The organism is Georgenia deserti, from assembly GCF_042680605.1.
GTDB lineage: Bacteria > Actinomycetota > Actinomycetes > Actinomycetales > Actinomycetaceae > Allobogoriella > Allobogoriella deserti.
The window spans coordinates 224088-247604 of record NZ_JBHUEE010000006.1 but is presented as its reverse complement, the minus strand read 5'-3'; the positions used below and the strand labels follow the sequence as shown (position 1 = coordinate 247604).

The window sequence follows — 23517 nt, the reverse complement described above, 5'->3', positions numbered from 1 at the left end:
CGAGCCCGAGTCGGAGGTAGCCGTGAGGGACGAGCGGCTGCCGCAGACGGAGGGTGAGGAAGTCGGCCGGACAACATGGCTGACTGACGAGCCCGAGTCGGAGGTAGCCGTGAGGGACGAGCGGCAGCCGCAGACGGAGGGTGAGGAAGTCGGCCGGACAACATGGCCGACTGACGAGCCCGAGTCGGAGGTAGCCGTGAGGGACGAGCGGCTGCGACCCGCATCAGTGGTGCCCGGGCGAGCGAGAAAGCGCTCACCCGGGCACCACTGCTTCGTCCCAGGCGGGCACTGACTCAATCGCGGCGGAGGGCGGCGAGCAGATCCTCGACGACCTCGACCGGGCTCGCCGGACCGTGCTCGTGCTTGGTCAGGTGTCCACCGAGCTCGAGGTCGACGGCGCCGTGCACGGTCGACCGGATGAGGTCAGCGAGACGGACGGCGCCGATCGTCACCGGAAGCCACCCGGCCCGCTGCTCGGCGCTCACCGTCTCGACCAGGCTCGTCCATGCGCGCTCCGCAGCCTCGCCGAGCTGTCCGACGCCGGCGGGCCAGGGACCGTAGACGAGCCGGAAGCGGGCGGGATGGGCGAGCGCGCGGGTGACGTAGGCGGCGACGGCGCGGGAGAGCCCGCCGTCGTGGCCGCCCGCGCGCAGCGCCTCGGCATAAGCGTCGAGTTCGCGCGCCGCGACGGCCGCGAGCAGATCCTGCTTACCCGTGAAGTGCTTGTACGGCGCGTTGTGCGACACCCCGGACCGCCGCCCGACCTCCCGGAGGGTCACCCGTTCCGGGCCGCCCTCGTCGAGCAGGTCGGTGGCCGCGGCGACGAGGGCCTCACGCGTCGATGTCGGCATCCGCTCATCGTAGAGATGGTTGACGCCGTCAACCTCGATGCGCTAGGTTGACGGCGTCAACCTAGCGCATCGATGGAGGATCATGGCCTGCCTCGGGACCCGCACCCACGCGGCTATCGCCGTCTCGATGCTGACGCTCGCGACGCTGACGACCGCGCTTCGTGCGTTGCAGCCGCCGACCGAGCCACCCACGTATCCCGGCGCGCGCCCGGAGGTCCGGCGACACGGTTACGCGAGCGCACGGCACGACGTGCTCGTGCATGCCACTCCGGAGCAGGTCCTCGCCTGGAACAACGCCCCGGGCCGCAGCCTCGAGGAGATCGTCCGTTTCGAGAACTTCCCGACGGTCGTGGCCACCACTGCGCTGGTCGGCGACTGGACTCCCGGTACCCGGGAGGGAGACCGGCGTCGGGTGCACTTCTCGGACGGTCACTACCTCGCCGAGGAGGTCCTCGTCGACACTGCCGAGACGTTCCGGTACATGATCTGGGGATTCACCAGTCCGCAACGCCTCGCCGTCGATCACGGCGTCGCCGAGTTCCGGTTCCACCGAGTCGACGGCGGCACGCGGATCGAGTGGGTCTACTCGTTCCTCCCCCGCACCCGACTCCTGCGGCCGGTGGTCCAGCGCTTCCTCGACCGGGTCATGACGCCGATGATGACGGCCACCCTGGACGCTATGCGTACCGGGATCGAGAACGACCACCACCAGGGACAGTGCCGCTCCGGCAAGTCTTCTCAGGCACGTCCCGGCACCAGGAGCTGACGGCGCCGGTCACCCGCTCAGATCTCCAGCAGAAGCGCCCGCCCGCGGTGCGCCGGCGTGTAGCCCATCCGCTCGTAGAGGCCGAGCGCGCCCGTCGGGTTCTCGGTGTCGACGTCGAGGATGGTGCCGTCGAGCCCGGCGTCGCGGACGGCACGCATCTGCGCGGCCATGACCGCCGGGGCGAGCCGCTGCCCTCGACGTTCCCGGCGCACACCGATGAGGTCGACGTAGGCGACGCGCCAACCGCGCACCGCCCAGTTCTCCTCGTCCACTGAGGCCATCGCGAAGGCGAGCACCCGCGGCCCGCCGGCCGCCTTCTCGACGACCACCCGGGAGAGATCGGGCCGGAAGTGCTCGTTGTCGACGAGGTTCTGTGACCAGCGCTCCTCGTGGGTGGGTTGGCTGCCCCAGTGGTCGCGGAAGGCGTCGTTACGGGCATGCCGGGTCGCCTCGGACAGCTCGCGGGTGAAGGGCACGATCCGCACGTCGTCCGGCACGGCGACATCTGGAACGTGGCCCCCGTGCCACTCCATCTCGGTGAAGTAGCGCCGGGTCTGCAGACCGAACCGGGCCATGAGCGCGAGGACGTCGTCCTGATGGTCCTCGGTGAAGTTGCCGATCGAGCCCGGCAGGTCCGAGTCGACGCCGGCCAGCTGCTGGCGCGCCCGGTCGACCTGCCATCGGGCAAGCTCGCGCCCGAGCCCACGTCCCCGCCAGTTGGGGTGGACGGTGCCGGCGATGAACGTCTGGACCTCGGTTGCCCGGCCCGCACCGAGCGTGGCCGAGCCGGCGGCCACCACGTCACCGGACGGCGTGATGGCCATCATCGTGTCGCGCGCAGGGTCGACGGTGGAGCTGGAGAACTTCCCGGTCACCTCGTGCCGCGGCACGACGAAGTACGGGTGGTCGACGGCTCCCGCCGCGCGGTAGAGCGCCAGGACCGTCTCGACGTCGGCCGCGGTCGCGGCGCGCCAGGTGACCTCGGGATGGGTCGGCTCATGGACGGTTTCGGGCGCGGCGGCACGCTCGCTCAGCGGGGTCGGCATAGCGCCACGGTAGCGAGCGGGCGAGACGACACCGCACCGATGTCCCTTCCGCGGCACCGACTCGCGTTCTACGGTCTGCGTCATGCTCACTGCGGCAGACATCGTCACGTTCGACGACACTCCCCCACCCCCGGGATCCAGCCCGTGGGTGGACAAGGGACCGCAGCGCGAGATCGCCGTCGTCGACTACGACCCGACCTGGCCGAACAGCTTCGAGCAGCTGGCCTCCCGGCTGCGCGGGGCGCTCGGTGCGACGGCGCTCGCCGTCGAGCACGTGGGATCGACCTCGGTGCCGGGACTTCCCGCCAAGCCGATCATCGACGTCGACCTCACCGTCCCCGACTCCGCCGACGAGGATGCCTGGCTCCCCCCGCTCGAGGCGGCCGGGTTCTCGCTGCAGATCCGCGAGCCGTGGTGGTACGGCCATCGGTGCCTGACCGCCTCCGACCCTGCCGCGAACATCCACGTGTTCTCCCCCGATTGTGCCGAGGTGGCGCGGCACCGGATCTTCCGCGACTGGCTGCGTACGCAGCCGCAGGACCGGGAGTTGTACCGGGACGCCAAACTCACTGCGGCGGAGGCCGCCAACGCCGGGGGTGAGCATGTCATGCAGTACAACGCCCGCAAGCAGCAGGTGATCCGCGCGATCTACCACCGCGCGTTCGTCGCGGCCGGGCTGCTCGCGTAGGGCCGGCCCGGCCGCCGCTCAGCGCAGCCGCTTGTGCATGACGTGCAGCCCGACGAGTCCGTGCGTGCGCGAGTCGAAGGCCTCAGGCACCGTTCCGACGATCGCGAATCCGAGCGACTGCCACAGCCTGACGGCCGACGTGTTCGTCTCGACGACGGCGTTGAACTGGATCGCTCGGTAGCCCGCCTCGCGGTGCCAGGCGATCACGTAGTCGGCGAGCGCCCGGCCGACGCCGCGCCCGCGCGCCTCGGGGGAGACCATGAACGACGCCGTACCCACGTGGCTGCCTCGGCCGGGGCGGTTCGGCCCCATCATGGCACTGCCGAGGACCGCGCCGTCGTCGTAGACGACGGTCTGCCCGGGAGCGGGTGCGGACCACAGCGACCACGCCTGGTCGGCCGTGAGGTCGGCCGGGTAGGCGTACGTCTCCCCCTCGCGGACGATCTGATCGAAGAACGGCCACACCGCCGGCCAGTCGGCCTCCGTCATCGGGCGGATCCTGGTCCCGGGTGTCACAGGGAGAGCTTAGACATCTTGCCGTTTTATAAGTTTGCACCTATATTTTGTCCGACGCCGGAGCCAGGGAGAAGCCATGATCGATGTCAGCACCCGGATCGCCGCCGTCGACCGCACGGTCGGCGACCGCACGATCGAGGCGGGCCAGTCCCGCACCGTTACCCTGGCCACCACCTATCCCGCGACGGTTGAGGATGTCTGGGAGGCCGTCACCGATCCCGAGCGACTGCCGCGCTGGTTCGCGCCCGTCTCCGGCGAGCTCCGCCTGGGCGGGCGCTACCAGGTGGAGAACAACGCCGGCGGCACCATCGAGTCCTGCGAGCCGCCGCACCGGTTCAGCGCCACCTGGGAGTTCGGCGGCGGGATGAGCTGGATCGAGCTGACGGTGGACCCGCAGGGTGCGGACCGTACCCGCCTCACGCTCGAGCACATCGCCCCCGAGGACGAGCACTGGAAGACCTTCGGTCCCGGGGCCGTGGGCATCGGCTGGGACCTGGCGCTCATGGGGCTGAACCTGCACCTGACCACCGGCGGGGGTCGTGGCGAGTTCGACGAGGACGCATGGGGCGCCTCACCGGAGGGTCTGGAGTTCGTCCGTCGCAGCGGCGACGGGTGGTACGCCGCCGACGTCGCGGGCGGCACCGAGGAGCCGATCGCCCGCGAGCGCGCGGACCGCACGATCGCCTTCTTCTCCGGCGCCGAGGTCCCCGACGACTGACGATGCGGCCCTGAGCTGCGTGGGTGGACGGGACCGCTCGTCTGCTGTGAGCAGAAGCCGCTGACGGCCCCGCCCCCGCGATGGTTGAGTGCTCACATGGGCGAGATCACCCGCATCGGCGAGGTCCGGCGTCGTGCCGGCGGCAGCGACGTCCCGGGCCGCCGGACCGACCGGCGCGAGCCGCTCTGGCGCGAGCTCCTCGGCGGACAGATCAGGCGACGACGCCGGGCGGTGGGCAGGACGCTGACCGATCTCGCCGAGGCCGCCGGCATGTCGCCGCAGTACCTCTCGGAGATCGAGCGCGGCCGCAAGGAGCCCTCGAGCGAGATGATCGCGGCGGTCGCGCGCGCGCTCGACACCACACTGATGGATCTGACGGCCGACGTGACCCTCGAGCTGCACGGCGCGGCCGGTGCCCGCGACGTCGCGGCCCCGGCGCGGCGCTCGGCCGGCGACGGTCAGGTGCTCGCCCTCGTCGGGTGAGGCCTTCTCTGACATTCATCACTGCCCCGGACGCACCGGGCGCGTCTACGCTTCTCGGGTGAGTGAGTTCTGGCAGCACGCCTTCAGCTACTGGTGGCTGATCTTCCCGATGGCGGGAATCGTCGGTGGCTGGCTCAAGGGTGCCCAGCGCTGGGACGAGCGACGACGCCGGGACAAGATCGAGCTGTACCGGCTCAAGCACGCGGACAAGGTCGCCGCCACCGAGGCCGCAGAGGCCACCACCGCCGAGATCGACCGCGTGATCGCCGAGCACGAGGACACCACCAAGCGGTGGCTCGACTACGAACTCGACACCATCAAGGTCCTCGAGTACCCCGTGATGACCGACATGCGCGAGCAGGTCACCGTCGACTTCCACCGCGCCAAGCGTGACGCCGACGGGCTGCGACCCGACGACGTCGACGAACTTCGCGACCCGCACAAGCTCGCTCGGTACCGCGAGGCCGTCCGCGAGTTCCAGGTCCGGTTCGACGTCGCCGAGGCGGAGGCCAAGCGCCGGCGGGCCTCGGACTTCTCCACGGAGGAGCGGGCGGCACTCGAGCGCGCGAAGCGGCTGCTGGCGATGGCCGAGGACTCTGCGGCCAGCCAGTCGGAACGCCAGACCGCTTACCGTCAGGCCACCCGCGAGCTCGAGGGGCTGATCGTGCTCCCGGACGCCGCGACCGAGGCGCTCCAGCAACGCATCGCCGGCTCACTGGAATCGGGCCGGCAATCGTGACGGCCTGGTTCGTGCGCCCGGCCATAGGCTGAGCCCGTGCCACGTTCCGTCGACGACGACCTCAGCACCTTGCGCGCCGGTGGAACGGTCGCTCGCGGGGCACGGGCACGTCATGTGCTCATCGAGGTGATCGGTGCCTCCGTGTTCGCCGGGTGCGGCGTGCTCCTGCTCGTCGCCGTGGCACAGCGCGATGGCGGAGGTGCCGCCACCGTCGGGGCAGTGCCCATCGCGCTGCTCCTGGTGAGTTTCGGCCTCGCCGCGGCGTGGATCCTCATCAGGATGCGGCGTCGGCCGCAGCGCCTCGTGCTGACGCCTACGGAGCTCCGCGTCGAGCGGCGACGCGGCGGACGGTGGAGCGTCCCCGACCGTTGGGACGTCATCGGCCGCGTGCCGTGGCCCCAGGTCAGGGACGTCTTCCTCAGCCGGTCACCGGTGATGCGGCCGCCGTTCAAAGGCTTCCGGGTGGTCGCCTACCGGCTGCACGACCGTGAGGCCACTCGCCGGGTGGCAAGCATGGGCCGGATCGCCGGCGGTGATGCCGCCGAGATTCATCTGCCGCGGATGTACGGCAGACCACGCGAGCTGGTCCAGTTGTTGCGCGCCGCGCACCTCGAGTTCGGGCGCCCTTTCCGCTGACACCTCGCCAGGGCCGTGCCGCGCTCCTCGCGCTGGACGGGCGGGCTCAGGCGGCACGCGAGACCGGACGGCGATCGAGCACGGTGTCGACCAGGCCGTACTCCAGCGCGGCCCGAGCCGTGAAGACCCGGTCACGATCGGTGTCACGACGCAGCGTCTCCACGCTCTGCCCGGTGTGTGCGGAGAGCACCTCCTCGATCTCGCCACGCACGCGCACGAGTTCGTCCGCATGCAGGATGAGGTCCGGAATTGCACCCTGACCCCGCACAGCCGGCTGGTGCAGCACGATCCGGGTGTGTGGGAGCATCGCGCGCTGACCCGGCTCACCTCCGGCGAGCAGCACCGCGCCGGCGGCGAACGCCTGGCCGACGCACGTGGTGGCCACCGGCGCACGCACGTACTGCATCGTGTCGTAGACGGCCAGCATGGCCGCCGGGTCGCCGCCCTCGCAGTTGATGTAGAGGTTGATCGGGATGTCGGTGGACAGTGACTCGAGGTTGAGCAGCTGGGCGATGACGGTGTTGGCGACGCCGGCGTCGATCGCCGTGCCGAGGTAGATGATCCGCTCGGACAGCAGCTGGGAGTAGACGTCGAGGATCCGCTCCCCGCGCGGGCTCTGGGCGATGACGTTGGGGATGGTGTAGCTGCTCATGACGGGTTCGCTCCCAGGCCGACGGGGTGCTTGCGGGTGGGGGGCATGAGGTCGGCGAAGCCGGGGGCGACGTGGTCGACGAACCCGTACGCGCGGGCTTCCTCTGCCGTGTACCAGTGGTCGTGGAGCGAGTCCTCGAAGACCTTCTCCAGGGGCTGGCCGGTGTCCTCGGCGATGAGCCCGAGCACGGTGTCCCGGGTCTGACGCAGGTCGTCGGCCTGCAGCTCGACCTCGGCCGCCGAACCGCCGATACCGGACGAACCCTGGTGCATGAGGACCTTGGCATGCTCGAGGGCGTACCGCTTGCCCGGCGTGCCCGCGGACAGAAGAAACTGGCCCGCGCTGCACGCCAGGCCCATGGCGACCGTCGTGACGTCGCACGGCACGGTGCGCATGAGGTCCCGGAGGGCGAGCATGGCCGGCACCGAACCACCCGGGGAATGGATCCACAGGGAGATGTCGGTCTTCGGGTCGTCGGCGGCCAAGGTGAGCAGCCGGGTCATCAACTGCGTGCCGTTGTCGTCCTCGAGGACGCCGTCGAGGACGAGGATGCGGCGGTGCGCGAGGTCGTCCCGCATCCGTTCGGTGAACGTGGGGTGCTCGTTGTCATCTGCCATACCTCGAGCCTGAGCCCCCGATGACAGGGTGCGCGAGCGATCCTGCCCTCGGCAGATCTGCCCGCGGCAGCGAAGCGCCCGTCCCACCACTGAGGTTGCTGAATCTGTCGATTTTTCGACGGATTCGGCAACCTCGTCGAGCCGGGACCGCCGCCGTCGGCTTTCGACGTCGCGAGGGCTGCGGGCTAGGACTCGGGGCGACCCACCCGCGGCATGAGAGCCACGGCGAGGAGCATGAGGACGGCCGTCGCCACGGCGCACCAGAACACCAGGTGCACGGCTCCGGCGAGACCCGGGCCCGCTGGCGTGCCGTCCGGGCCGACCGTCGTGTTGGCGTTGACGACGGCACCGAAGACGGCCACGCCGACGGCAGAGCCGAGCGACCGGGCGAACATGTTCGTGCCTGTCACCGCGCCGCGCTCGGCCCAGGCGGCGCTGGTCTGGGCGGCGATGAGCGTGGGCACGGCGGTCAGGCCCATGCCGCACCCGATGACGAACACGAAGGCCGAGATGTGCCACACCTGGCTGTCCTCGCCGAGCAGCAACGTCAATGTCGAGCCGAGGATGACCAGTCCGGCACCGATGAGCCCGGTGCTCCGGAAGCCGATCCGCAGGTAGACGCGGCCGGAGAACGAGGCGGTCAGCGGCCAGCCGAGGGTGAGGGCGGCGAGCGCGAACCCGGCGACCAACGGTCCGACGCCGAGGACCCCCTGGGCGAAGATGGGCACGTACGTGGACAGGCCGAGCACGATCACCCCGACCATGAACGAGGCCGTGGTCGAGGTCGCGACCACCCGGCGGCGCAGCACCCGCAGGTCGACGATCGGGTACCGCGCCCGGCGTGCCCACACCACGAACGCGCTCAGGAGCACGACCGCCGCGGAGAACGCACCGACGATCACCGGCGCCGACCAGCCGATCTCACTGCCCTCGAGCAAGCCACCCACGAGGAGCGCGCTCCCGCCCGTCAGCAGCACAGCCCCGACGTAGTCGATCGGCTCGCGGGCCCCGTCACGTTCGGGATCGCGGAACTTCCGCCACAGCAGCACTCCGGCGACCAGGCCCAGCGGCAGGTTGATCCAGAAGATCCAGCGCCAGGAGACGAACTGCGAGAAGACCCCGCCGAGGGTCGGGCCGGCGACCGAGGCGATGGCCCAGACGCTCGCGAGGTATCCCTGCGTCTTGGCACGCTCGGCAAGGGTGTAGATGTCGCTGACGATGGTCATCGACATCGGCAGGATCGCGCCGGCGCCGAGCCCCTGCACCACACGGAAGACGATGAGGGCTGGCATCGACCAGGCGACGGCGCACAGCACCGAGCCGGCGACGAACAGCGCGACACCTGCGAGCATGACGCGCTTGCGGCCGAGGACGTCCGCGAGCCGGCCGTAGATCGGCACGGTCACCGCCTGCGCGAGCGTGTAGCCGGAGAACAGCCACGGCACCTGCGCAAAGGCACCGAGCTCGCGGGCGATGGTCGTGGCTGCCGTGGCGAGGATCGTGGCATCGAGCGCCACCAGCGAGGTGGCGAGCATGAGCGCCCCGAGGACGGGGCCACGTTCCCGGTCCGCTCTCAGGCCGACAGCGCCCGTCGTGGTCGTCGGGGTGGGACCGGTCATGCGGCACGTCCTGTCGGCACGTGAGCAGGAAGCGGCGCCGTGGCCGCGAATATTCCCGGCTGGCTCGGTTCGCGGATCGAGGTGACGATTCCGCCGTCGTCCGATCGTCATGACGGTGACGGGCCGCACCCGAGCGGCCACACTGAAGGAGACGAAGGAGACACCGATGCGTTACGCACTGCTGCTGCACAACGTCGAGCCCGCTCCCGGCGAGGTCCCCGCCGAGGGCCTGGAGGAGATGGAGCGTCTCTCCGACGAGTACGCCAAGGCCCTGGAGGCGGCCGGTGTGCTCGTCGCGGCGGAGGTCCTGCAGTTCTCCGACGCGACGACCACCGTCACCCGGCGGACGGGAACCACTCAGATCCAGGACGGCCCGTTCGCGGAGACGAAGGAGGCGCTCGCCGGCGTCTTCCTCATCGACGTCGCCGACGGCGATGCCGCGCTCGCGTGGGCGGAGAAGTGCCCGGGCGCCACCTACGGCTCCGTCGAGGTCCGTCCCGCCGCCACCTCGTTCGTCGGCGGCGCCTGGACGGCCCCCGGGCCCGCCGAGTGACCGACACGTGAGCGAGGACGCCCACGCCGCGGCGGCCGCGACCGCCCGGGACGGTTACGGCCGTCTCGTGGCGATGCTCGCGGCCGCCGACGGCGATCTCGCAGCCGCCGAGGATGCCGTCGGCGACGCGCTGGAACGCGCGCTGGCCACCTGGCCCGAGCGCGGCGTCCCGGAGAACCCGGCGGCGTGGCTGCTCACGGTGGCGCGCAATCGCCGTCGTGATCGGTGGAAGTCCGCCGAAGCGACCCGCACCGAGCCCCTCGACCTGGACGAGACCCGCGTGCACGGCGCCGTCGTCGACGAGGTCGATCCGGAGGCGATCGGCGACCACCGGCTCGAGCTCATGCTGGTGTGCGCTCACCCGGCGGTCGATGGTGCGGTCCGCACACCACTGATGCTGAACACGGTGCTCGGCTTCACAGCCGAGCAGATCGCGGGAGCGTTCGCCGTGCCGACGGCGACCATGGCCACCCGCCTCGTCCGGGCGAAGCGGCGGATCAAGCAGATCAGGCCCGTTCGAGGTCCCCGACCGCTCCGCGCTACCGGACCGTATGGCTGCGGTCCTGGAGGCGGTCTACGGCGCGTACGTCATCGAGTGGGCCACCGCCGATGCCGAGCCGCGCGCGCTCCCACCGGAGAGCCTGCGCCTCGTCGAGGTCCTCGCCGAGCTCGCTCCGGAGGATCCCGAGGTGCGCGGCCTGGCGGCACTGGTCCTGCTCTCGTCGGCACGGGCACCAGCCCGGACGACGGCGGACGGGCAGTTCGTCCCGTTGGCCGACCAGGACCCGGCACGCTGGAATGCCGCGCTGATCGCGCGTGCGCACGACCATCTACGCGCCGCGCACGCCCGGCGCACCGTCGGGCGGTTCCAGCTCGAGGCCGCCATCCAGGCGACCCACTGCGCTCGCCGGGACGGGGAACCGACGGACTGGCAGACCTTGCGCCGCCTGCACACCGCGCTGCACGAGCTCGCGCCGTCCGACGGCAGCGCGACCGCCCTCGCCGCCGTCGTCGCCGAGACCGACGGTCCGGCCGCAGGTCTCGCCGTACTCGACCAGATCGCCGACCGGACCCGGCGCTTCCAGCCCGCCTGGGCCACCCGCGCGCACCTGCTGGCCCGCCTGGGGCAGGCCGACGATGCCGTCGCGGCCTACGACAAGGCGATCTCCCTCACGCACGACGCTGCACAGCGTGCCTACCTGCGGCGTCGTCGCGAGGGCTGAGCCGCCCAGCGTTGACATATGCCGATATCGGCATATGATGGACGTATGGCACGCGCAGCGACGACGACCGACGCGTTCAATGCGGTGGCCGAGCCCCGGCGCCGCGCGATCCTGGACGTCCTCGCCGGGCACGAGCGGTCGGTGAGTGAGCTCGTCGATGAACTCGGTCTTGGACAACCTCAGGCGTCCAAGCACCTCCGGGTGCTGCGCGAGGTCGGCCTGGTCGGCGTCCGTGATGACGGGCGTCGGCGTCTGTACCGACTGAACCCGGCGCCGCTGGAGCCGATCCACCGATGGGTCAGCCGGTACGAGTGGATGTGGAACGAGCGGTTCGAGGCGGTCGACACCGTCCTCGAGGACCTGAAGGAGAGCGACTGATGTCACCGACCACGGGCAGCGCCGTCGTCACGCTGCCGAGCGAGACCGAGATCCTCATCACGCGCCGGTTCGACGCACCCCGCGCAGTCGTGTATCAGGTCTTCACGGACCCGGAACTCATCAAGCGGTGGTGGGCAGGGAGGCAGGGCACAGTGACGAGCGCCGAGGTGGATCTGCGCGTCGGCGGTATGTGGCGCTATGTCATGACCACGAACAGCGGCTACGAGATCGCCTTCCACGGCGAGTACCACGAGGTCGTCCCGGACGAACGCTTGGTCTGCACGGAGATCTTCGAAGGAATGCCGGATGAGGATGACACCTCACCGCCGACACTCAACAGCTACACCTTCACCGAGTCCGGAGGGCGAACCACCCTCGAGCTCCTCACCACCGCGCCCGACCGGGCGGTCCGAGACGCGATCATGGAGTCGGGCATGGAGACCGGGGTGCACGACGGCTACGACATCGCCGAGCAGATTGCCATCGAGCTGACTGACGGCAGCTGAGCCCCGGCTCGACAGCACCTCACGGAGTCAGTCGAGCAGCGGCACCGGCCGGCCGTCGTCGACGACGGCCGAGATGCGTTCGAGCGCGGCACGGAACGCCGCGATCTCCTCGGCCGAGCCGATCGCCGTCCGCAACTGACGGTCGAAGTCCATCGCCACGGTCCGCAGGTCCTCGAACAACGCGTCCCCCTTCTCGGTGGCAGCGATCTGCTGGACGCGTCGGTTCTCCGGTGCCCGATGCCGAGTGATCAGGCCGGCGTCCTCCATGGCGCGGAGATGGTGGGTCAACGTCGCCTCGCGGATGCCCACCTCGGCGGCGATCTCGCGCTGGGTGGCCTGCGGGCGCGAACGGAGCGCGAGCAGGATATGCCAGATCGGACGGGACCCGCCTCGCGACTGCAATCGCTCGTCGAAGGCACGCGACATCCGCTGCGTGGTCTGCCAGATCCACACCGGTACCGGTTGCCGCCCCGTCGTCTCCATGCGCGCACTCTACGGCGGACGATTCGAGAAATAATCGTTAGACCTCAAACCCTTAGCGTTCTAATCTGAGCTCGTGTCAGGGGCCGGCGCCAGGCTTGCCCCACCGAGGGAGGAGTGGCGATGCACGCTGTGGAGCAGCTGGGAGAGCGGGTGACCCGGCCGGGGTCACCGACGTTCGAGGAGGCGACGCGACTGGAGTTCGCGGGGGAACCGCGGGTGCCGTCCGCGGTGGTGCGCGCCTCGAGTACCGACGACGTCGTGGCGGCCGTGCGGGCGGCGCAGGAGGACGGCCTGCCGTTAGCGGTCCGTACGGGCGGGCACAGCTACGGCCGGCACAGCCTGGCCGACGGCGGCCTGGTCCTCGACACCCGGCTCATGGACGGGGTCGAGATCGATGCTGCGGCCCGGGTGGGGCGGGCACAGGGCGGGGTGACGGCCGGCGCCTACACGGTCGCCGCCGCGGAGCACGGCCTGGCGACCGGGTTCGGCGACACCAAGACGGTGGGCGTCGCGGGGCTCGTGCTCGGCGGCGGGATCGGCTTTCTGAGTCGGCGGGACGGCCTGACCGTCGACAATCTCCTCGCCGCCGAGGTAGTCCTCGCCGACGGCACCGTGGTGGTCGCCGACGCCGACCGGCACCCGGACCTGTTCTGGGCGCTGCGCGGCGGAGGCGGGAACTTCGGTGTGGTGACGTCGATGAGCTTCCGGCTCGTACCGACCTCGACGGTCGTCGGCGGCTTCCTCGCGTTCGAGGCCTCGCCCGAGACCCTGAAGGCCCTTGTCGCGGCCGTCCGTGCGGCGCCGGACGAGCTCTCGGCGATGGTCAACGTCATGCGGACCCCGCCCGTGCCCTTCCTGCCGGAGGAGATGCACGGGGCGACGGCGATCATGGCCATCGTGTGCTGGTCCGGCGCTCCCGAGGAGGCCGAGCGGGCACTCGCGCCGCTGCGCAACGCCGGTTCCGTTCTCGCCGACATGGTCAGCGAGCAGCCCTACGCAGCGATGATCGAGGGCCCACCGAACGCGGGCGACGTCGTCTACCCGGCGGTGACCACAGGATTCGCGGACACGGTGGACGCGAGCTGGAGCCGGCGAGCCGTCGAGGCCGTCACGGCGGCCGAGACGCCGATGGCTGTGGTCAACCTACGTCCCATGGGCGGGGCCGTCGCCCGGGTGCCCTCCGAGGCGACGGCGTTCGCACACCGCAGTCGCGGTGTGATGACGACGGTCGCCGCGCTGTACCCGGACCCGGCCCTCAGCCCGGTGGCGCAGGCCTGGGCCGCCACCACCGGTTCCGAGCTCGGCCTCGCGGGCGCCGGCTACGTCAACTTCATGGCCGGCGCCACGACCGAGGACGTCGCCGCGGCCTACCCTGGCGAGACGCTGGCGCGGTTGCGTGAGGTCAAGCGGGCCTACGACCCGGACAACGTCTTCCGGTCGAACCTCAATATCTCGCCGGCGTAGCGACGGAACGGGGACGATCAGTGGTCAAGTCAGGCCAGGTGCCAGCCTCGCCGGAAGACGGGTACGCCGCCGTCGAGAGCGGCCTGGCACCAGTCGGCCAGCCGGTCGGCCACGTCGCCCGGGTCACGGTGGCTGGTGTCGAGCACAGTCATCGACCAGACGTCGACGAGGTCCGACCGCCCGACCCACCGGTCCCAGACCATCTCCGGCCAGGCGTCGGTGGTGACGACGTCGGGCAGATGGGTCGGGTCGGTGGCGTGACGACGCAGCCAGTCGGCGAACGCGAGGTGCCGGTGCCGCCACTCCGGCGGGTCGGCGCGGCCGTCGAGGCGTGCGTGGAGTGAGGGTTCGTCCACGTCGAGCAGGCACACGGCGACGTCGATCCGGTCGGCGGACGGAGCGGCGAGCACCTCGCCCGCGGGGACGGGATCGCCGGCGAGCAGGACGTGCCGGCCTTCGGCCTCGAGCTCGAGCGCCCGTCGGACGGCGACCTCCGCCTGCTGCTGGCGCCATGCGACGGTCGGAACGTCCGGGACGGGACCGAGCGTGCACAGTTCGTGGGACTCGAAACGGTCCCCCAGCCTCTCGCGCAGGCGCAGGCGGGCGGTCGACTTGCCGACACCGGAAACACCGGAGATGAGCAGTAGCACAGTTCTTCCTTCGTACACAGGGGCAGCCCGCCACCTCTCGAGCGGCCGGCCGTAGCGGCTGTCGTCGCGGGCCGTGAACGCGGCCCGGCGGTCAGCTCAGCGGGAAGACGTACTGCTGCATGGAGGCGACGCTACCCGGCGGGCCCGATCGCTTCCACGGCTTTTCCGGTTGGATGGGAGTGTGAGTTCCTGGCAGACCCATGCGTCGTCGACCGTGTACGAGAATCCGTGGATCCGCGTCCGGGAGGACCGGGTGACCCGGCCGGACGGGGACGACGGCGTCTACGGCGTGGTCGAGGTACGGCACCCGGCGGTGTTCGTGGTGCCGATCACCGCCGACGGCGAGGTCCTGCTGATCCAGCAGTTCCGGTACACGATCGGGCGGGAGTCGCTCGAGATCCCGGCCGGCGGCACGGACGGGGAGGAGCCGTTGATCGCGGCCCGGCGAGAACTGCTCGAGGAGACCGGCCACACGGCGTCGTCGTGGCGCGAGCTCGGGCCGACGTACTCGCTCAACGGCGTGAGCGACGCGCCCGGCACGATCGTCCTCGCCCAGCACGTGATCCCGGTCGAGGACGCCTCGACACACGGTCAGACCGAGGAAGGCATCACGCAGGTGCGCGCGGCGCCCTGGCCTGAGGTGCTCGAGCTCGTGCGGCGCGGCGAGATCCACGACGGCGAGACCATGGCCGCGCTGCTGCACGCGGCGGTCGCCCTGGGTCGCCTGGGCTGATCCGGGTGCGCCGACACGGGGCCCAGCGCGGGCCGCCCTCAGGTCAGGTGCTTCGACGCCTCGCGGCGGGACAGCGGGCTGAGCCGGTCACCGAGCTCGTCGAGCAACGCGCCGACCCATCCAGGATCCGTCTTGGCGAAGTCACGCAGCGCCCAGCCGACCGCCTTGCGGATGAAGAACTCGTGGCCGTACCGCGAGTCGGCGAGGTTCGCGCGGACCACGTCCTCGAGCAGGTCCCTGTCGGTGTCCGCCTTGCGGAGCAGCTGGGACAGGATCGCGGTGCGCCGAATCCACATGTCCTCCTCGCGCGCCCACGTACGTATCCGGGGCGTGACAGTCTCCGGGTACGCCGCCAGGATCGGCGCGACCCGGTGGGTGGCGACGTCGTCCACGTAGTCCCACCACGCCCCGGTGAGGACGAGGTATCGGTACAGCTCGAGGGCCGCGGGGTCCTGCCACTGCCGGTAGTGACGATGGCCCGTCAACGCAATGGCGGCGTAGCGCTCCTCGCGGTGCGTCGCGCCGTCCCACAGGACACGGACGGTGTCCTCCCAGGCGGCGCGGTCGGCCGTCCTTCGGTCGGCGTATAGAGGACGCAGGAGGCGGGTCAGGTGCGCGGAGGTGACGCCGTGGAACGGCATCGCCGACTTCATGTAGCGCTGCTGCGCGTGGGCACGTTCGGCGTCGCCGGCGGCACGGAGTACGGCCCGAACCTCGTCGACGAGTACGTGGTCAGCCGTCATCGTCGCCCCTCCGCCACCCGGTGGTCCCGCCTCTCGGCACCGACACTACGGCGAGCGTCCACCGGTATAGCCCGTCCAACCGCGGGTCTGGTGCGGCGCCGGCCGGAGTGGGACAGTCACGGCACATGTCGGAATCGGGCGCGGCTGTTCGACGACGAGCTGAGACCGCACGAGACTACGGAGGCTTCAGATGCGCACCCTCATCGTCAGCGAGTTCATCACCCTCGACGGAGTGATCGAGAACCCCGAGTGGACCTACACCGAGGTCAAGCCTGTCCCGGAGATGTACGAGCTCAAAGGGCGCGAACAGACCGAGGCGGGATGCCTGCTGCTCGGCCGGGTCAGCTACGACGAGTTCGCTCCGGTCTGGCCCGACATGGAGGAGTTCGCCGAGTACAACGCGATGCCGAAGTACGTCGTCTCCTCGTCGTTGGAGAATCCGCAGTGGCAGAACACCTCGGTGCTTCGTTCGCTCGACGAGGTCCGCACCCTCAAGGAGTCCGACGCCGCGGGGACGATCCTCGTGCATGCCTCCGGCACCCTGGCCCGGGGGCTGCTGGCGGCCGGCCTGGTCGACCGCTACCACCTGCTGGTCTTTCCACTCGTGCTCGGCGGCGGCAAGCGGCTCTTCCCCGCCGCGGGCGGCACGAAGGCCAGGCTCGACCTCGTCGAGCACGAGACGTACTCGAACGGCGTGCAGATGCAGGTCTGGGACGTCGCGCGGTGAGGCCTCGGCGCGACCCGGTGCGATTCAGCGCGACGTCGTGAACTGCGCGACGGTGTCCCGGATCGCGCGTTCGGTCGGCAGGCGTTCCATCGAGGACGCGCCGTAGAAACCGTCCACGCTCGGGCACCGTTCGACGACGTACTGCACATCCGGCGGCTCGGCGATTGGCCCGCCGTGACAGAGGACGAGCACGTCCGAGCGGACCGACCGGGCGGCCGCGGCCCACTCCTCGATGAGCGGCACGCACTCATCGAGCGTCCGAGCGGACTCCGCCCCGATGCTGCCGCCGGTCGTCAGCCCGAGATGCGCCACCACGATGTCCGCCCCCGCCTCGGTCATCGCGACCGCGTCCTCGGCGGAGAACACATACGGGGTGGTGAGCAGGTCCTGCTGGGCCGCGAGCCGGATCATCTCCACCTCGAGCGCATAGCTCATCCCGGTCTCCTCCAGGTTTGCCCGGAAGAGACCGTCGATGAGACCGACGGTCGGAAAGTTCTGCACCCCGGAGAACCCCAGGCCCGCGAGATCGGCGAGGAACCGTTCCGGGTCGTAGAACGGGTCCGTTCCGTTGACGCCGGCCAGGACCGGCGTTTGCCGCACTACCGGCAGGACTTCACGTGCCATATCGACCACGATGTCGTTGGCGTTCCCGTATGCCATGAGTCCGGCGAGCGAGCCGCGTCCGGCCATGCGGTAACGGCCGGAGTTGTACAGCACGATAAGGTCGATGCCGCCGGCCTCCTCGGCTTTCGCCGACAGCCCGGTCCCGGCGCCACCTCCGATCACGAGCTCGCCGCGGTCGCGCTTTGCCCGCAGTCGGGTGAGGATCTCTGTGCGGTCGAATCGGGGCATCTCAGGAGGTTCCTCTCGTGCTCAGGTACTCGTGCAATCGGTCGGCCATCGCCGCGCTGAAGGCCTCGTCGTTGACTGCGAGGTCGAGTTCGACGACGTCCACCACGGAGCGGTCGACGTGGGCGCGGATAGCGTCGAACAGAGCCTGATCCGCGGCCGGGTCGTGAAACGGCGCGCCCTCGACCGCGAGCGCGGAGACTCCCCGCAGCGGCAGGAACAGCGTGACCGGTCCGCTCGACCGGGACAGCCGGGTCGCGACCCGGGTGCCGAGCTGCTCGCACTCCTCGGGCGTGGTCCGCATCAGTGTGATGCTCGGGTTGTGCACGAAGAGGTTGCGCTCGGCGAACCGGTCGGGCACGGTCTCGCGCGGGCCGAAGTTGACCATGTCCAGCGCGCCGACGGACACCACCTGCGGGATGCCGGCGCGACCGGCGGCCGTGAGGCGGTCCGGACCGGCCGAGAAGACGCCGCCGACCAGTTCGTCGGCGAGTTCCGTCGTCGTCACGTCCAGCACCCCGGACAGGTACCCCTCGGCGGCCAGCGCCTCCAGCGTGGCGCCACCCACCCCAGTCATGTGGAAGACCAGCACCTCGTAGCCGTGGTCGGACAGCAGGCTCCGCGCGTGGTCGACGCACGGTGTCGTGACACCGAACATGCTGGCGGCGATGAGGCTGGCTGTGTCCGGCCAGGACACCGGCGCCGAGGTGACCATGCCCGCCATGGCGTCGGCCGCGTTGCCGAGGATCTGCGCAGAGATCCGGTTGACGCCGGCGACGTCGACGACGCTGGGCATCAGCATCAGGTCCGACTCCCCGACGTAGGCCCGCGTATCCCCGGAAGCAGCGGTAGAGACGATGAGTTTGGGAATCCCGAGCGGCAGCACCCGGAAGGCGTGGGAGGCGAGCGAGGTGCCGCCGGTACCGCCCAGGGCGAGCGCGCCGTCGCAACGCCCGTCACGCCGCAGGCGGTCCACGACGGCGGCCGCGCCCGCAGCCATGGCCGTCACCGCAGCGCCGCGGTCGCCCGCCCGCCGCAACGCCGACAGGTCCGCCTCACCCGCGGCCGACACCTCCTCGCGGGCGACGTCGGGCAGGAATGCCGGCTCGCCAAGAACGCCGGCATCCACCACGACGGTGTCAACTCCAGCAGCATGCAGCCGTTCCCGGACGAACTCGTACTCGCCGCCCTTGGTGTCCAGCGTCCCGAGCAGGACGACGGTGGGCCGCGTCATCGTCACTCTCCGATCGCCTGGCGGTCCGCGGAAGAGAACGTGATGACGAAAACCGCGTCGTCCGTCCCCACGTTGCGGGCATTGTGCCAGGCCCCGGTCGGGATGCTGATGGTGTCGCCCGGCCCCATCGAGATGAGCTCGTCGTCGACCGTGTGCTCGATCGTGCCCCGCAGGACGTGCAGCACCTCGTCGCAGTTGGGGTGATAGTGGCGCGGGTTGGCCTCACCGGGAGCGATGTGACAACGCCCCACGGTCATCGTCTCCGAGTTGTTGAGCGCGCCTGAGACCATCCACTCCAGGCGGCCCCAGCTCTGTGTCTCCGTCACCACGTCGTCGGCGCGGGTGAGGCGGATCTCGTGCTGGGTCATGTCGTTCTCCTTCGTCGTCCTGTCGTCGTCATCGGGGGCGTCATCTCTCGATCGTCGCGACGGTGCCGGGTTCGGTGCGCACGTACGCCTCGTAGAGGCGCATGATCTCCCGGACGTCGGCCAGCGTCCCCTTCTGCGGCGGCGTCCCGGTCAGCGCACTGGTGCAGAAGTGGACGATCTCGGGCACGTAGCCGAGGTAGAAGAGGTTCTTGTTGTACAGCTGCCCCAGGGAAAACTCCGGCTCCCACCGCAGGGGCGCGGTGTCGTCGTCGACCAGGTACGAGCCGCTCCGGCCGTACGGGAGCGACGCGCCGCGGCGGTAGTACGTCAGCCGCACCCCGTTGTCGACGACGACGTTCGCGCCCTCCCCGACCACCTCGACCCGCTCGAGCGGGCTGGTGGCGGCCGAGCCGGCCGTCAGGTGGAGCGTGCCCACGGCGCCAGAGGCGAACCGCAGGGACGTGACGCTCCCGCCGGTGCGCGGTTCCCACTCGTACGAGAGCCGCTCCACCGGGCCCATCAGGTGATGCAGCACGGCCGCGGGGTGGTAGATGTGATCGAGGAAGCCGACCATTCGCCTCCTGTCGGAGCGTTCGGCCATCGGTGGCAGGCTCTGCGGGTAACGGACCGAGATCGAGGACGGCTCGCCGAACTCCGGGCGCGCCAGGATCTCGGTGACCTTGTCCATGGCCGGCGTGAACACCTTCTTCAGGCCGGTCATGACGAATCGGCCGGTCTCCTGCGCGACCGCTTCCAGTCGGTCGAGGGCCGGGTGGTTGGATGCCGTCGGCTTCTCCATCCACACGTGGGCGCCGGCGCGCAGGGCGTCCTCGGCGAGCGCGGTGGCCTGGACGTCGCCGTCGTCGGTGTAGCCGGTGACGATGAAGACGGCGTCCGGGCTCTCGGCCCGGAGCATTTCGCGGTGATCGTTGTGGGCCCGGCCGGCGCCGAAGGTGCGCGCGTAGTCTCGCGCCCGGTCGCCGTCGGTGTCGCACACGGCGACGAGGTCCACGGGGGCGTACTGGAAGGAGGGATAGACGTTCCGGTACGAGTGCCCGCCGGCGCCGATGAAGGCGCAGCGGAGCCGTTCGGAGTGTTCGAACTGGTAGGTCACCACGGGTCGGTTCCTCATTTCAGTGCGCCGGCGACGAGCCCGCGGGTGAACGAGCGCTGCAGCACCAGGTAGACGACGATGGACGGGATCATGGCCAGCACGATGCCGGCGAAGAGGGCACCGTAGTCGGCGCTGTGCTGGCCCTGGAACTGCGCGAGCCCCAGCGGGATGGTGCGGTTCTCCTCGCTGAGCAGGAGGAGCACGGCGAGCTGGTACTCATTCCAGGCGCCGAGGAAGCTGAACACCGCAACGGCCAGCACCGGCGGCTTGGCCAGCGGCAACATGATGGTGTGGAAGATGCGCCAGTCACCGGCACCCTCGGTTCGCGCCGATTCCATGAGCTCGCTCGGCAGGTCGCGGAAGAAGTTGCGGGTGATGAAGACGCCGATGGGGATGCCGGTGGCCACGAGGACGAGCGTGATCCCGAGGCGGCTGTCGACCAGCGAGAACTCCCGGAGCTGGTAGAAGGTCGGCACCATGATCGCCTCCACCGGCAGCGTCATGACCAGCAGGTAGACGTAGAAGAGGTTGCGGCCGCGGCCGGTCACAAGCTTGCCGAACACGTAGCCGGCCGGGGTGGTGACCGCGACCGTCAGCAGAGTGGCCGCCACCGCGATGAGGGCGCTGTTGACGAAGTAGGTGCTGAAGTTCCCGTCCGTCCAGACGGTCACGAAGTTTTCCCAGCGCCACGTCCCTGGCAGGCCGAGCGCGTCACCGAAGATCTCGGTGTCGTTCTTGAAGGCGCTGGTGATCGCCCACATGAAGGGCACCAGGGTGACGCCGACGATCAGCGCCACGACCACCACCAGGCTGGTGCGTACGGAGCTGCTGCGCATCGCGATCACCCCTCGCTCGCGCGGCGGTCGCGCCATCGGTTGAACAGCATGGTGATCAGCACGGCGATCACGGCCAGGCTGAGCCCGGCGGCGCTGGCCGCACCGACGTCACCGAGGCCGAACGCCTGGCGGTAGGCGTAGACCGCCACGAGCTCGCTGGACCGGTCCGGCCCACCCTGCGTCATGGCCCAGACGGTGCCGAAGCCCTTGAGCGCGTTGATGAACGCGAGCACGATGACCAGGCTCATCGTGTTGTACAGCGCCGGGATCGTGACGTTCCGGAATCGCTGCCACGGTCCGGCCCCGTCGATGGAGGCGGCCTCGTGCAGGGCCGGGTCGATCGCTTGGATGCTCGCCAGGAAGATCACCATGTAGAAGCCGTAGGCCTGCCAGGCGCTCGCGATCCCGACCGCGGGGAGCGCGGTCGAGGCCTCGCCCAGCCAGGGATGGACGAGCGCGTCCAGGCCGACGCGGTCGAGGACGCCGTTCAGCAGCCCGATGGTCGGGTGGTACATCTGGCTCCACACGACGCCGACGACCGCGAGTGAGAGGACGTGCGGCAGAAAGGCAAGACCACGGAAAAGCGACTGCGCCCACCGCCATCGGATCTCGCTGATCAACGCTGCGGTCAGCAGACCGCCACCGACGGCGAGACTGAGGTGGATGGCCCACCACAGGACCGTCCGGGCCAGCGCCCACAGGAAGTTCGGATCCGTCCAGACCCGCGCGTAGTTCTCCAGCCAGACGCGGTCCATCACCGCGGCGACGCCGTCCCACGTATAGAAGCTCATCTGGATGCCGCGCGCCAACGGCGCCAACACGAAGACAGCGAGCAGCACCAACGACGGTGCGAGCATCAGCGCCACCATGACGCCGCGGCGGCTTCGCGGCTGCGTCGGGCGTCCGCCCGGGGGCCGTGCGGCGGTCGGGGCCGGTACCGCGGCGCCGACGCCGACCTGCTGGGACACACCCATCACTCTCGATCTCCCTCGGTCGATGAGTCAGTTCGTGGCGCGGGCGTCCTCAACCGCGCGCATGGCTGGTGCCGGCTCGGCACTGCCGCTGATGAGGCCTTGCACGGCGTCGTACCAGGCCTGCTTGGCCGCCTCGTTCAGGTAGACGCTCGGGTTGTACCCCGACCCGTCCGCCGTCTTGTCCAGGGCGTCGCGGATCGCCGGTGCCACCTCGATGCCGTCCGGGACCACCTGCGCCGGGACGAGCGTGCCGCCGTTCTCCGCCGTGAGCGCGAGGTAGTCCTCGCTCGAGACCCAGGCCAGCCACGCCTCGACGGCAGAAGCAGACCTCGTGCTGTTGCTCGCGATCCAGCTCAACGCGAGCCCTGCTGTCGGTCGGGCAGGGTCGGTCGGATCGACCGGCGGCATCGGGAACGCCCCGAAGTGGGAGACGTCCGCGCCGTCGTGCCGTTCCTCGATGATCGGCCCCTGGGGCTGGACCACCATGGCGCCGTTCCCGCGCCAGAACCCCGCCTCCGCCTGTGCCCCGTCGAGCGCTGCAGCCTGCCCGGCGTCGATGCAACCGTTGTCGATCAGCTCGGTGAGCATCTCAGCGGCGCGCACCACGGCGTCCTGGTCGAACGGCTCGTCGTCGTAGATGATTTCGCGCATAGCCTGTGCGCCTGCCGAGGCCTGCACGAGTGTGCCCAGCAGCCATCCGCCGGCAAAGTTGTCCCGGACGCCGGCAAGCAGGGGCCGAACCCCGGCCTCCCGGAGGGTCGCGCAGGCGTCGAGGAGCTCGTCGTAGGCCGTCGGTACCTCGAGGCCGTGCTCGGCGAAGATCTCCTCGTTGTAGTAGACCTGGAACACGTCCAGGCCTTCGACGATCTCGAAGATCTCGCCGCCGCCGTTCGCGCCGGCGCGGATCTGCTCCAGCACGTCCGGCCGGTAGCGCTCCTCGAGTCCGTGCTCGGCGTAGAGGTCGCCGAGCGGGGTGATGAGGCCGGCCTCGGCGAGGAGGCCGACGCGCCCGGGACCGGAGTTCACCATCAGGACGTCGGGGCCCTGACCGGACCGGAGCATGGTCTGTGCGCTGCCGTCCTCGAACGAGACGCCGCCTTCGACATACTCGACGGAGACGTCCGGGTGACGACGCCGGAACTCCTCGACGGTGGCCTCTGTGTACGGGAAGTCCGGCCCCATGATCCGCAACGTCTGCGACGTGTCCTGCGGCTCGGCCGCCTGCGCGCCACCGGGGGCGGGCACGGTCGCGCACCCCGTCAGGCCGACGCCAAGGGCCAGTGCCCCGGCGACTGCGAGCCTCCCTCGGACAAACGTCATGACCAACTCCCCTCTGAGTCGACGATGCGTC

At 70.4% G+C, this 23517-nt stretch carries 29 protein-coding genes and 1 pseudogene; 14 read left to right on the top strand and 16 right to left on the bottom strand.

All coding sequences use genetic code 11. From position 1 onward, the window contains the following. Positions 1 to 293 precede the first annotated feature (293 nt). A complete protein-coding gene (locus tag ACFSE6_RS12795; RefSeq protein WP_388007557.1) occupies positions 294 to 851 on the bottom strand; it encodes a TetR/AcrR family transcriptional regulator in 558 nt (185 codons plus the stop codon). An 82-nt stretch (positions 852 to 933) separates the two neighbouring features. Between ACFSE6_RS12795 and ACFSE6_RS12790 the strand changes: the two genes are divergently transcribed. Next, the gene (locus ACFSE6_RS12790) at positions 934 to 1617 is read left to right on the top strand and encodes an SRPBCC family protein (protein WP_388007554.1); all 684 of its coding nucleotides are present in this window, start codon (positions 934 to 936) and stop codon (positions 1615 to 1617) included. A 17-nt stretch (positions 1618 to 1634) separates the two neighbouring features. Here the strand turns inward: ACFSE6_RS12790 and ACFSE6_RS12785 are convergent, their stop codons facing one another. Further along, positions 1635 to 2663, bottom strand: a complete 1029-nt coding sequence (locus ACFSE6_RS12785) for a GNAT family N-acetyltransferase (protein WP_388007551.1) — start codon at positions 2661 to 2663, stop codon at positions 1635 to 1637. A gap of 82 nt (positions 2664 to 2745) precedes the next feature. Between ACFSE6_RS12785 and ACFSE6_RS12780 the strand changes: the two genes are divergently transcribed. Further along, entirely contained in the window at positions 2746 to 3351 is a 606-nt protein-coding gene (locus ACFSE6_RS12780) for a GrpB family protein (RefSeq protein ID WP_388007548.1), read from the top strand. A gap of 18 nt (positions 3352 to 3369) precedes the next feature. Here ACFSE6_RS12780 and ACFSE6_RS12775 read toward each other — a convergent pair whose 3' ends face one another. Further along, positions 3370 to 3840: a GNAT family N-acetyltransferase gene (locus ACFSE6_RS12775; protein WP_388007545.1), complete on the bottom strand. Its 471-nt coding sequence runs from the start codon at positions 3838 to 3840 to the stop codon at positions 3370 to 3372. 103 nt (positions 3841 to 3943) lie between these two features. Here ACFSE6_RS12775 and ACFSE6_RS12770 point away from each other — a divergent pair, with 103 nt between their 5' ends. From ACFSE6_RS12770 to ACFSE6_RS12755, 4 genes are all read left to right on the top strand, one after another. Next, entirely contained in the window at positions 3944 to 4585 is a 642-nt protein-coding gene (locus tag ACFSE6_RS12770; RefSeq protein ID WP_388007542.1) for an SRPBCC family protein, read from the top strand. A gap of 96 nt (positions 4586 to 4681) precedes the next feature. Beyond that, complete coding sequence (locus ACFSE6_RS12765; protein WP_388007539.1) at positions 4682 to 5068, top strand: helix-turn-helix domain-containing protein; 387 nt, start codon at positions 4682 to 4684, stop codon at positions 5066 to 5068. A gap of 58 nt (positions 5069 to 5126) precedes the next feature. Continuing rightward, positions 5127 to 5807, top strand: a complete 681-nt coding sequence (locus ACFSE6_RS12760; protein WP_388007536.1) for a hypothetical protein — start codon at positions 5127 to 5129, stop codon at positions 5805 to 5807. 36 nt (positions 5808 to 5843) lie between these two features. Beyond that, a complete protein-coding gene (locus ACFSE6_RS12755) occupies positions 5844 to 6443 on the top strand; it encodes a hypothetical protein (protein WP_388007533.1) in 600 nt (199 codons plus the stop codon). A gap of 46 nt (positions 6444 to 6489) precedes the next feature. Here the strand turns inward: ACFSE6_RS12755 and ACFSE6_RS12750 are convergent, their stop codons facing one another. The 3 genes from ACFSE6_RS12750 to ACFSE6_RS12740 form a co-directional block, all read right to left on the bottom strand. Continuing rightward, positions 6490 to 7095, bottom strand: a complete 606-nt coding sequence (locus tag ACFSE6_RS12750) for a ClpP family protease (RefSeq protein WP_388007530.1) — start codon at positions 7093 to 7095, stop codon at positions 6490 to 6492. Continuing rightward, a complete protein-coding gene (locus tag ACFSE6_RS12745) occupies positions 7092 to 7712 on the bottom strand; it encodes a ClpP family protease (RefSeq protein ID WP_388007527.1) in 621 nt (206 codons plus the stop codon). Before ACFSE6_RS12745 ends, ACFSE6_RS12750 begins: the two co-directional genes overlap by 4 nt. 185 nt (positions 7713 to 7897) lie before the next feature. Continuing rightward, positions 7898 to 9331: a DHA2 family efflux MFS transporter permease subunit gene (locus ACFSE6_RS12740; RefSeq protein WP_388007524.1), complete on the bottom strand. Its 1434-nt coding sequence runs from the start codon at positions 9329 to 9331 to the stop codon at positions 7898 to 7900. Between the two features lie 166 nt (positions 9332 to 9497). Here ACFSE6_RS12740 and ACFSE6_RS12735 point away from each other — a divergent pair, with 166 nt between their 5' ends. From ACFSE6_RS12735 to ACFSE6_RS12715, 5 genes and pseudogenes are all read left to right on the top strand, one after another. Further along, complete coding sequence (locus tag ACFSE6_RS12735) at positions 9498 to 9884, top strand: YciI family protein (RefSeq protein WP_388007521.1); 387 nt, start codon at positions 9498 to 9500, stop codon at positions 9882 to 9884. Then, positions 9766 to 10065, top strand: a pseudogene (locus ACFSE6_RS12730) (hypothetical protein); the annotation flags it as partial. The gene ACFSE6_RS12735 and the pseudogene ACFSE6_RS12730, both read left to right, overlap by 119 nt. Positions 10066 to 10435: 370 nt before the next feature. Then, positions 10436 to 11107: a DUF6596 domain-containing protein gene (locus tag ACFSE6_RS12725; RefSeq protein WP_388007518.1), complete on the top strand. Its 672-nt coding sequence runs from the start codon at positions 10436 to 10438 to the stop codon at positions 11105 to 11107. 45 nt (positions 11108 to 11152) lie between these two features. After that, complete coding sequence (locus ACFSE6_RS12720; protein WP_388007515.1) at positions 11153 to 11485, top strand: ArsR/SmtB family transcription factor; 333 nt, start codon at positions 11153 to 11155, stop codon at positions 11483 to 11485. Then, positions 11485 to 11991, top strand: a complete 507-nt coding sequence (locus ACFSE6_RS12715) for an SRPBCC family protein (RefSeq protein WP_388007512.1) — start codon at positions 11485 to 11487, stop codon at positions 11989 to 11991. The genes ACFSE6_RS12720 and ACFSE6_RS12715 overlap by 1 nt, the downstream gene beginning before the upstream one ends. A 27-nt stretch (positions 11992 to 12018) precedes the next feature. Here ACFSE6_RS12715 and ACFSE6_RS12710 read toward each other — a convergent pair whose 3' ends face one another. Continuing rightward, positions 12019 to 12474 (bottom strand): MarR family winged helix-turn-helix transcriptional regulator, encoded by a 456-nt coding sequence (locus ACFSE6_RS12710; RefSeq protein ID WP_388007509.1) that lies wholly within the window; start codon positions 12472 to 12474, stop codon positions 12019 to 12021. A gap of 120 nt (positions 12475 to 12594) precedes the next feature. Between ACFSE6_RS12710 and ACFSE6_RS12705 the strand changes: the two genes are divergently transcribed. Beyond that, positions 12595 to 13938, top strand: coding sequence for an FAD-binding oxidoreductase (locus ACFSE6_RS12705; protein WP_388007506.1), 1344 nt, complete (start codon positions 12595 to 12597; stop codon positions 13936 to 13938). Positions 13939 to 13967: 29 nt separating this feature from the next. Here the strand turns inward: ACFSE6_RS12705 and ACFSE6_RS12700 are convergent, their stop codons facing one another. Further along, on the bottom strand, positions 13968 to 14588 hold the full coding sequence (locus ACFSE6_RS12700; RefSeq protein WP_388007503.1) for a P-loop nucleotide/nucleoside kinase family protein: 621 nt from the start codon (positions 14586 to 14588) through the stop codon (positions 13968 to 13970). Between the two features lie 181 nt (positions 14589 to 14769). Here ACFSE6_RS12700 and ACFSE6_RS12695 point away from each other — a divergent pair, with 181 nt between their 5' ends. Further along, positions 14770 to 15321, top strand: a complete 552-nt coding sequence (locus ACFSE6_RS12695; RefSeq protein ID WP_388007500.1) for an NUDIX domain-containing protein — start codon at positions 14770 to 14772, stop codon at positions 15319 to 15321. A gap of 38 nt (positions 15322 to 15359) precedes the next feature. On the opposite strand, the gene ACFSE6_RS12690 is transcribed toward ACFSE6_RS12695, so the two are convergent. Next, positions 15360 to 16064 carry a DNA alkylation repair protein gene (locus ACFSE6_RS12690; RefSeq protein ID WP_388007497.1) on the bottom strand — a complete coding sequence of 235 codons (705 nt, stop codon included), beginning with the start codon at positions 16062 to 16064 and terminating at the stop codon, positions 15360 to 15362. Between the two features lie 190 nt (positions 16065 to 16254). Here ACFSE6_RS12690 and ACFSE6_RS12685 point away from each other — a divergent pair, with 190 nt between their 5' ends. Further along, positions 16255 to 16791 carry a dihydrofolate reductase family protein gene (locus tag ACFSE6_RS12685; RefSeq protein ID WP_388007494.1) on the top strand — a complete coding sequence of 179 codons (537 nt, stop codon included), beginning with the start codon at positions 16255 to 16257 and terminating at the stop codon, positions 16789 to 16791. A gap of 24 nt (positions 16792 to 16815) precedes the next feature. On the opposite strand, the gene ACFSE6_RS12680 is transcribed toward ACFSE6_RS12685, so the two are convergent. The 7 genes from ACFSE6_RS12680 to ACFSE6_RS12650 are packed head-to-tail and all read right to left on the bottom strand — an operon-like array spanning position 16816 to position 23486. Continuing rightward, the gene (locus tag ACFSE6_RS12680; RefSeq protein WP_388007491.1) at positions 16816 to 17643 is read right to left on the bottom strand and encodes a phosphoenolpyruvate hydrolase family protein; all 828 of its coding nucleotides are present in this window, start codon (positions 17641 to 17643) and stop codon (positions 16816 to 16818) included. A 1-nt stretch (position 17644) separates the two neighbouring features. After that, entirely contained in the window at positions 17645 to 18874 is a 1230-nt protein-coding gene (locus ACFSE6_RS12675; protein WP_388007488.1) for a Tm-1-like ATP-binding domain-containing protein, read from the bottom strand. Positions 18875 to 18876: 2 nt separating this feature from the next. Next, positions 18877 to 19242, bottom strand: coding sequence for a cupin domain-containing protein (locus ACFSE6_RS12670; protein WP_388007485.1), 366 nt, complete (start codon positions 19240 to 19242; stop codon positions 18877 to 18879). Positions 19243 to 19282: 40 nt separating this feature from the next. Continuing rightward, on the bottom strand, positions 19283 to 20359 hold the full coding sequence (locus ACFSE6_RS12665; protein ID WP_388007482.1) for a Gfo/Idh/MocA family protein: 1077 nt from the start codon (positions 20357 to 20359) through the stop codon (positions 19283 to 19285). An 11-nt stretch (positions 20360 to 20370) separates the two neighbouring features. After that, a complete protein-coding gene (locus ACFSE6_RS12660) occupies positions 20371 to 21192 on the bottom strand; it encodes a carbohydrate ABC transporter permease (RefSeq protein ID WP_388007479.1) in 822 nt (273 codons plus the stop codon). 5 nt (positions 21193 to 21197) lie between these two features. Beyond that, positions 21198 to 22166: a carbohydrate ABC transporter permease gene (locus tag ACFSE6_RS12655; RefSeq protein WP_388007476.1), complete on the bottom strand. Its 969-nt coding sequence runs from the start codon at positions 22164 to 22166 to the stop codon at positions 21198 to 21200. A 27-nt stretch (positions 22167 to 22193) separates the two neighbouring features. Further along, the gene (locus tag ACFSE6_RS12650; RefSeq protein WP_388007473.1) at positions 22194 to 23486 is read right to left on the bottom strand and encodes an ABC transporter substrate-binding protein; all 1293 of its coding nucleotides are present in this window, start codon (positions 23484 to 23486) and stop codon (positions 22194 to 22196) included. Between the last annotated feature and the right edge of the window lie 31 nt (positions 23487 to 23517).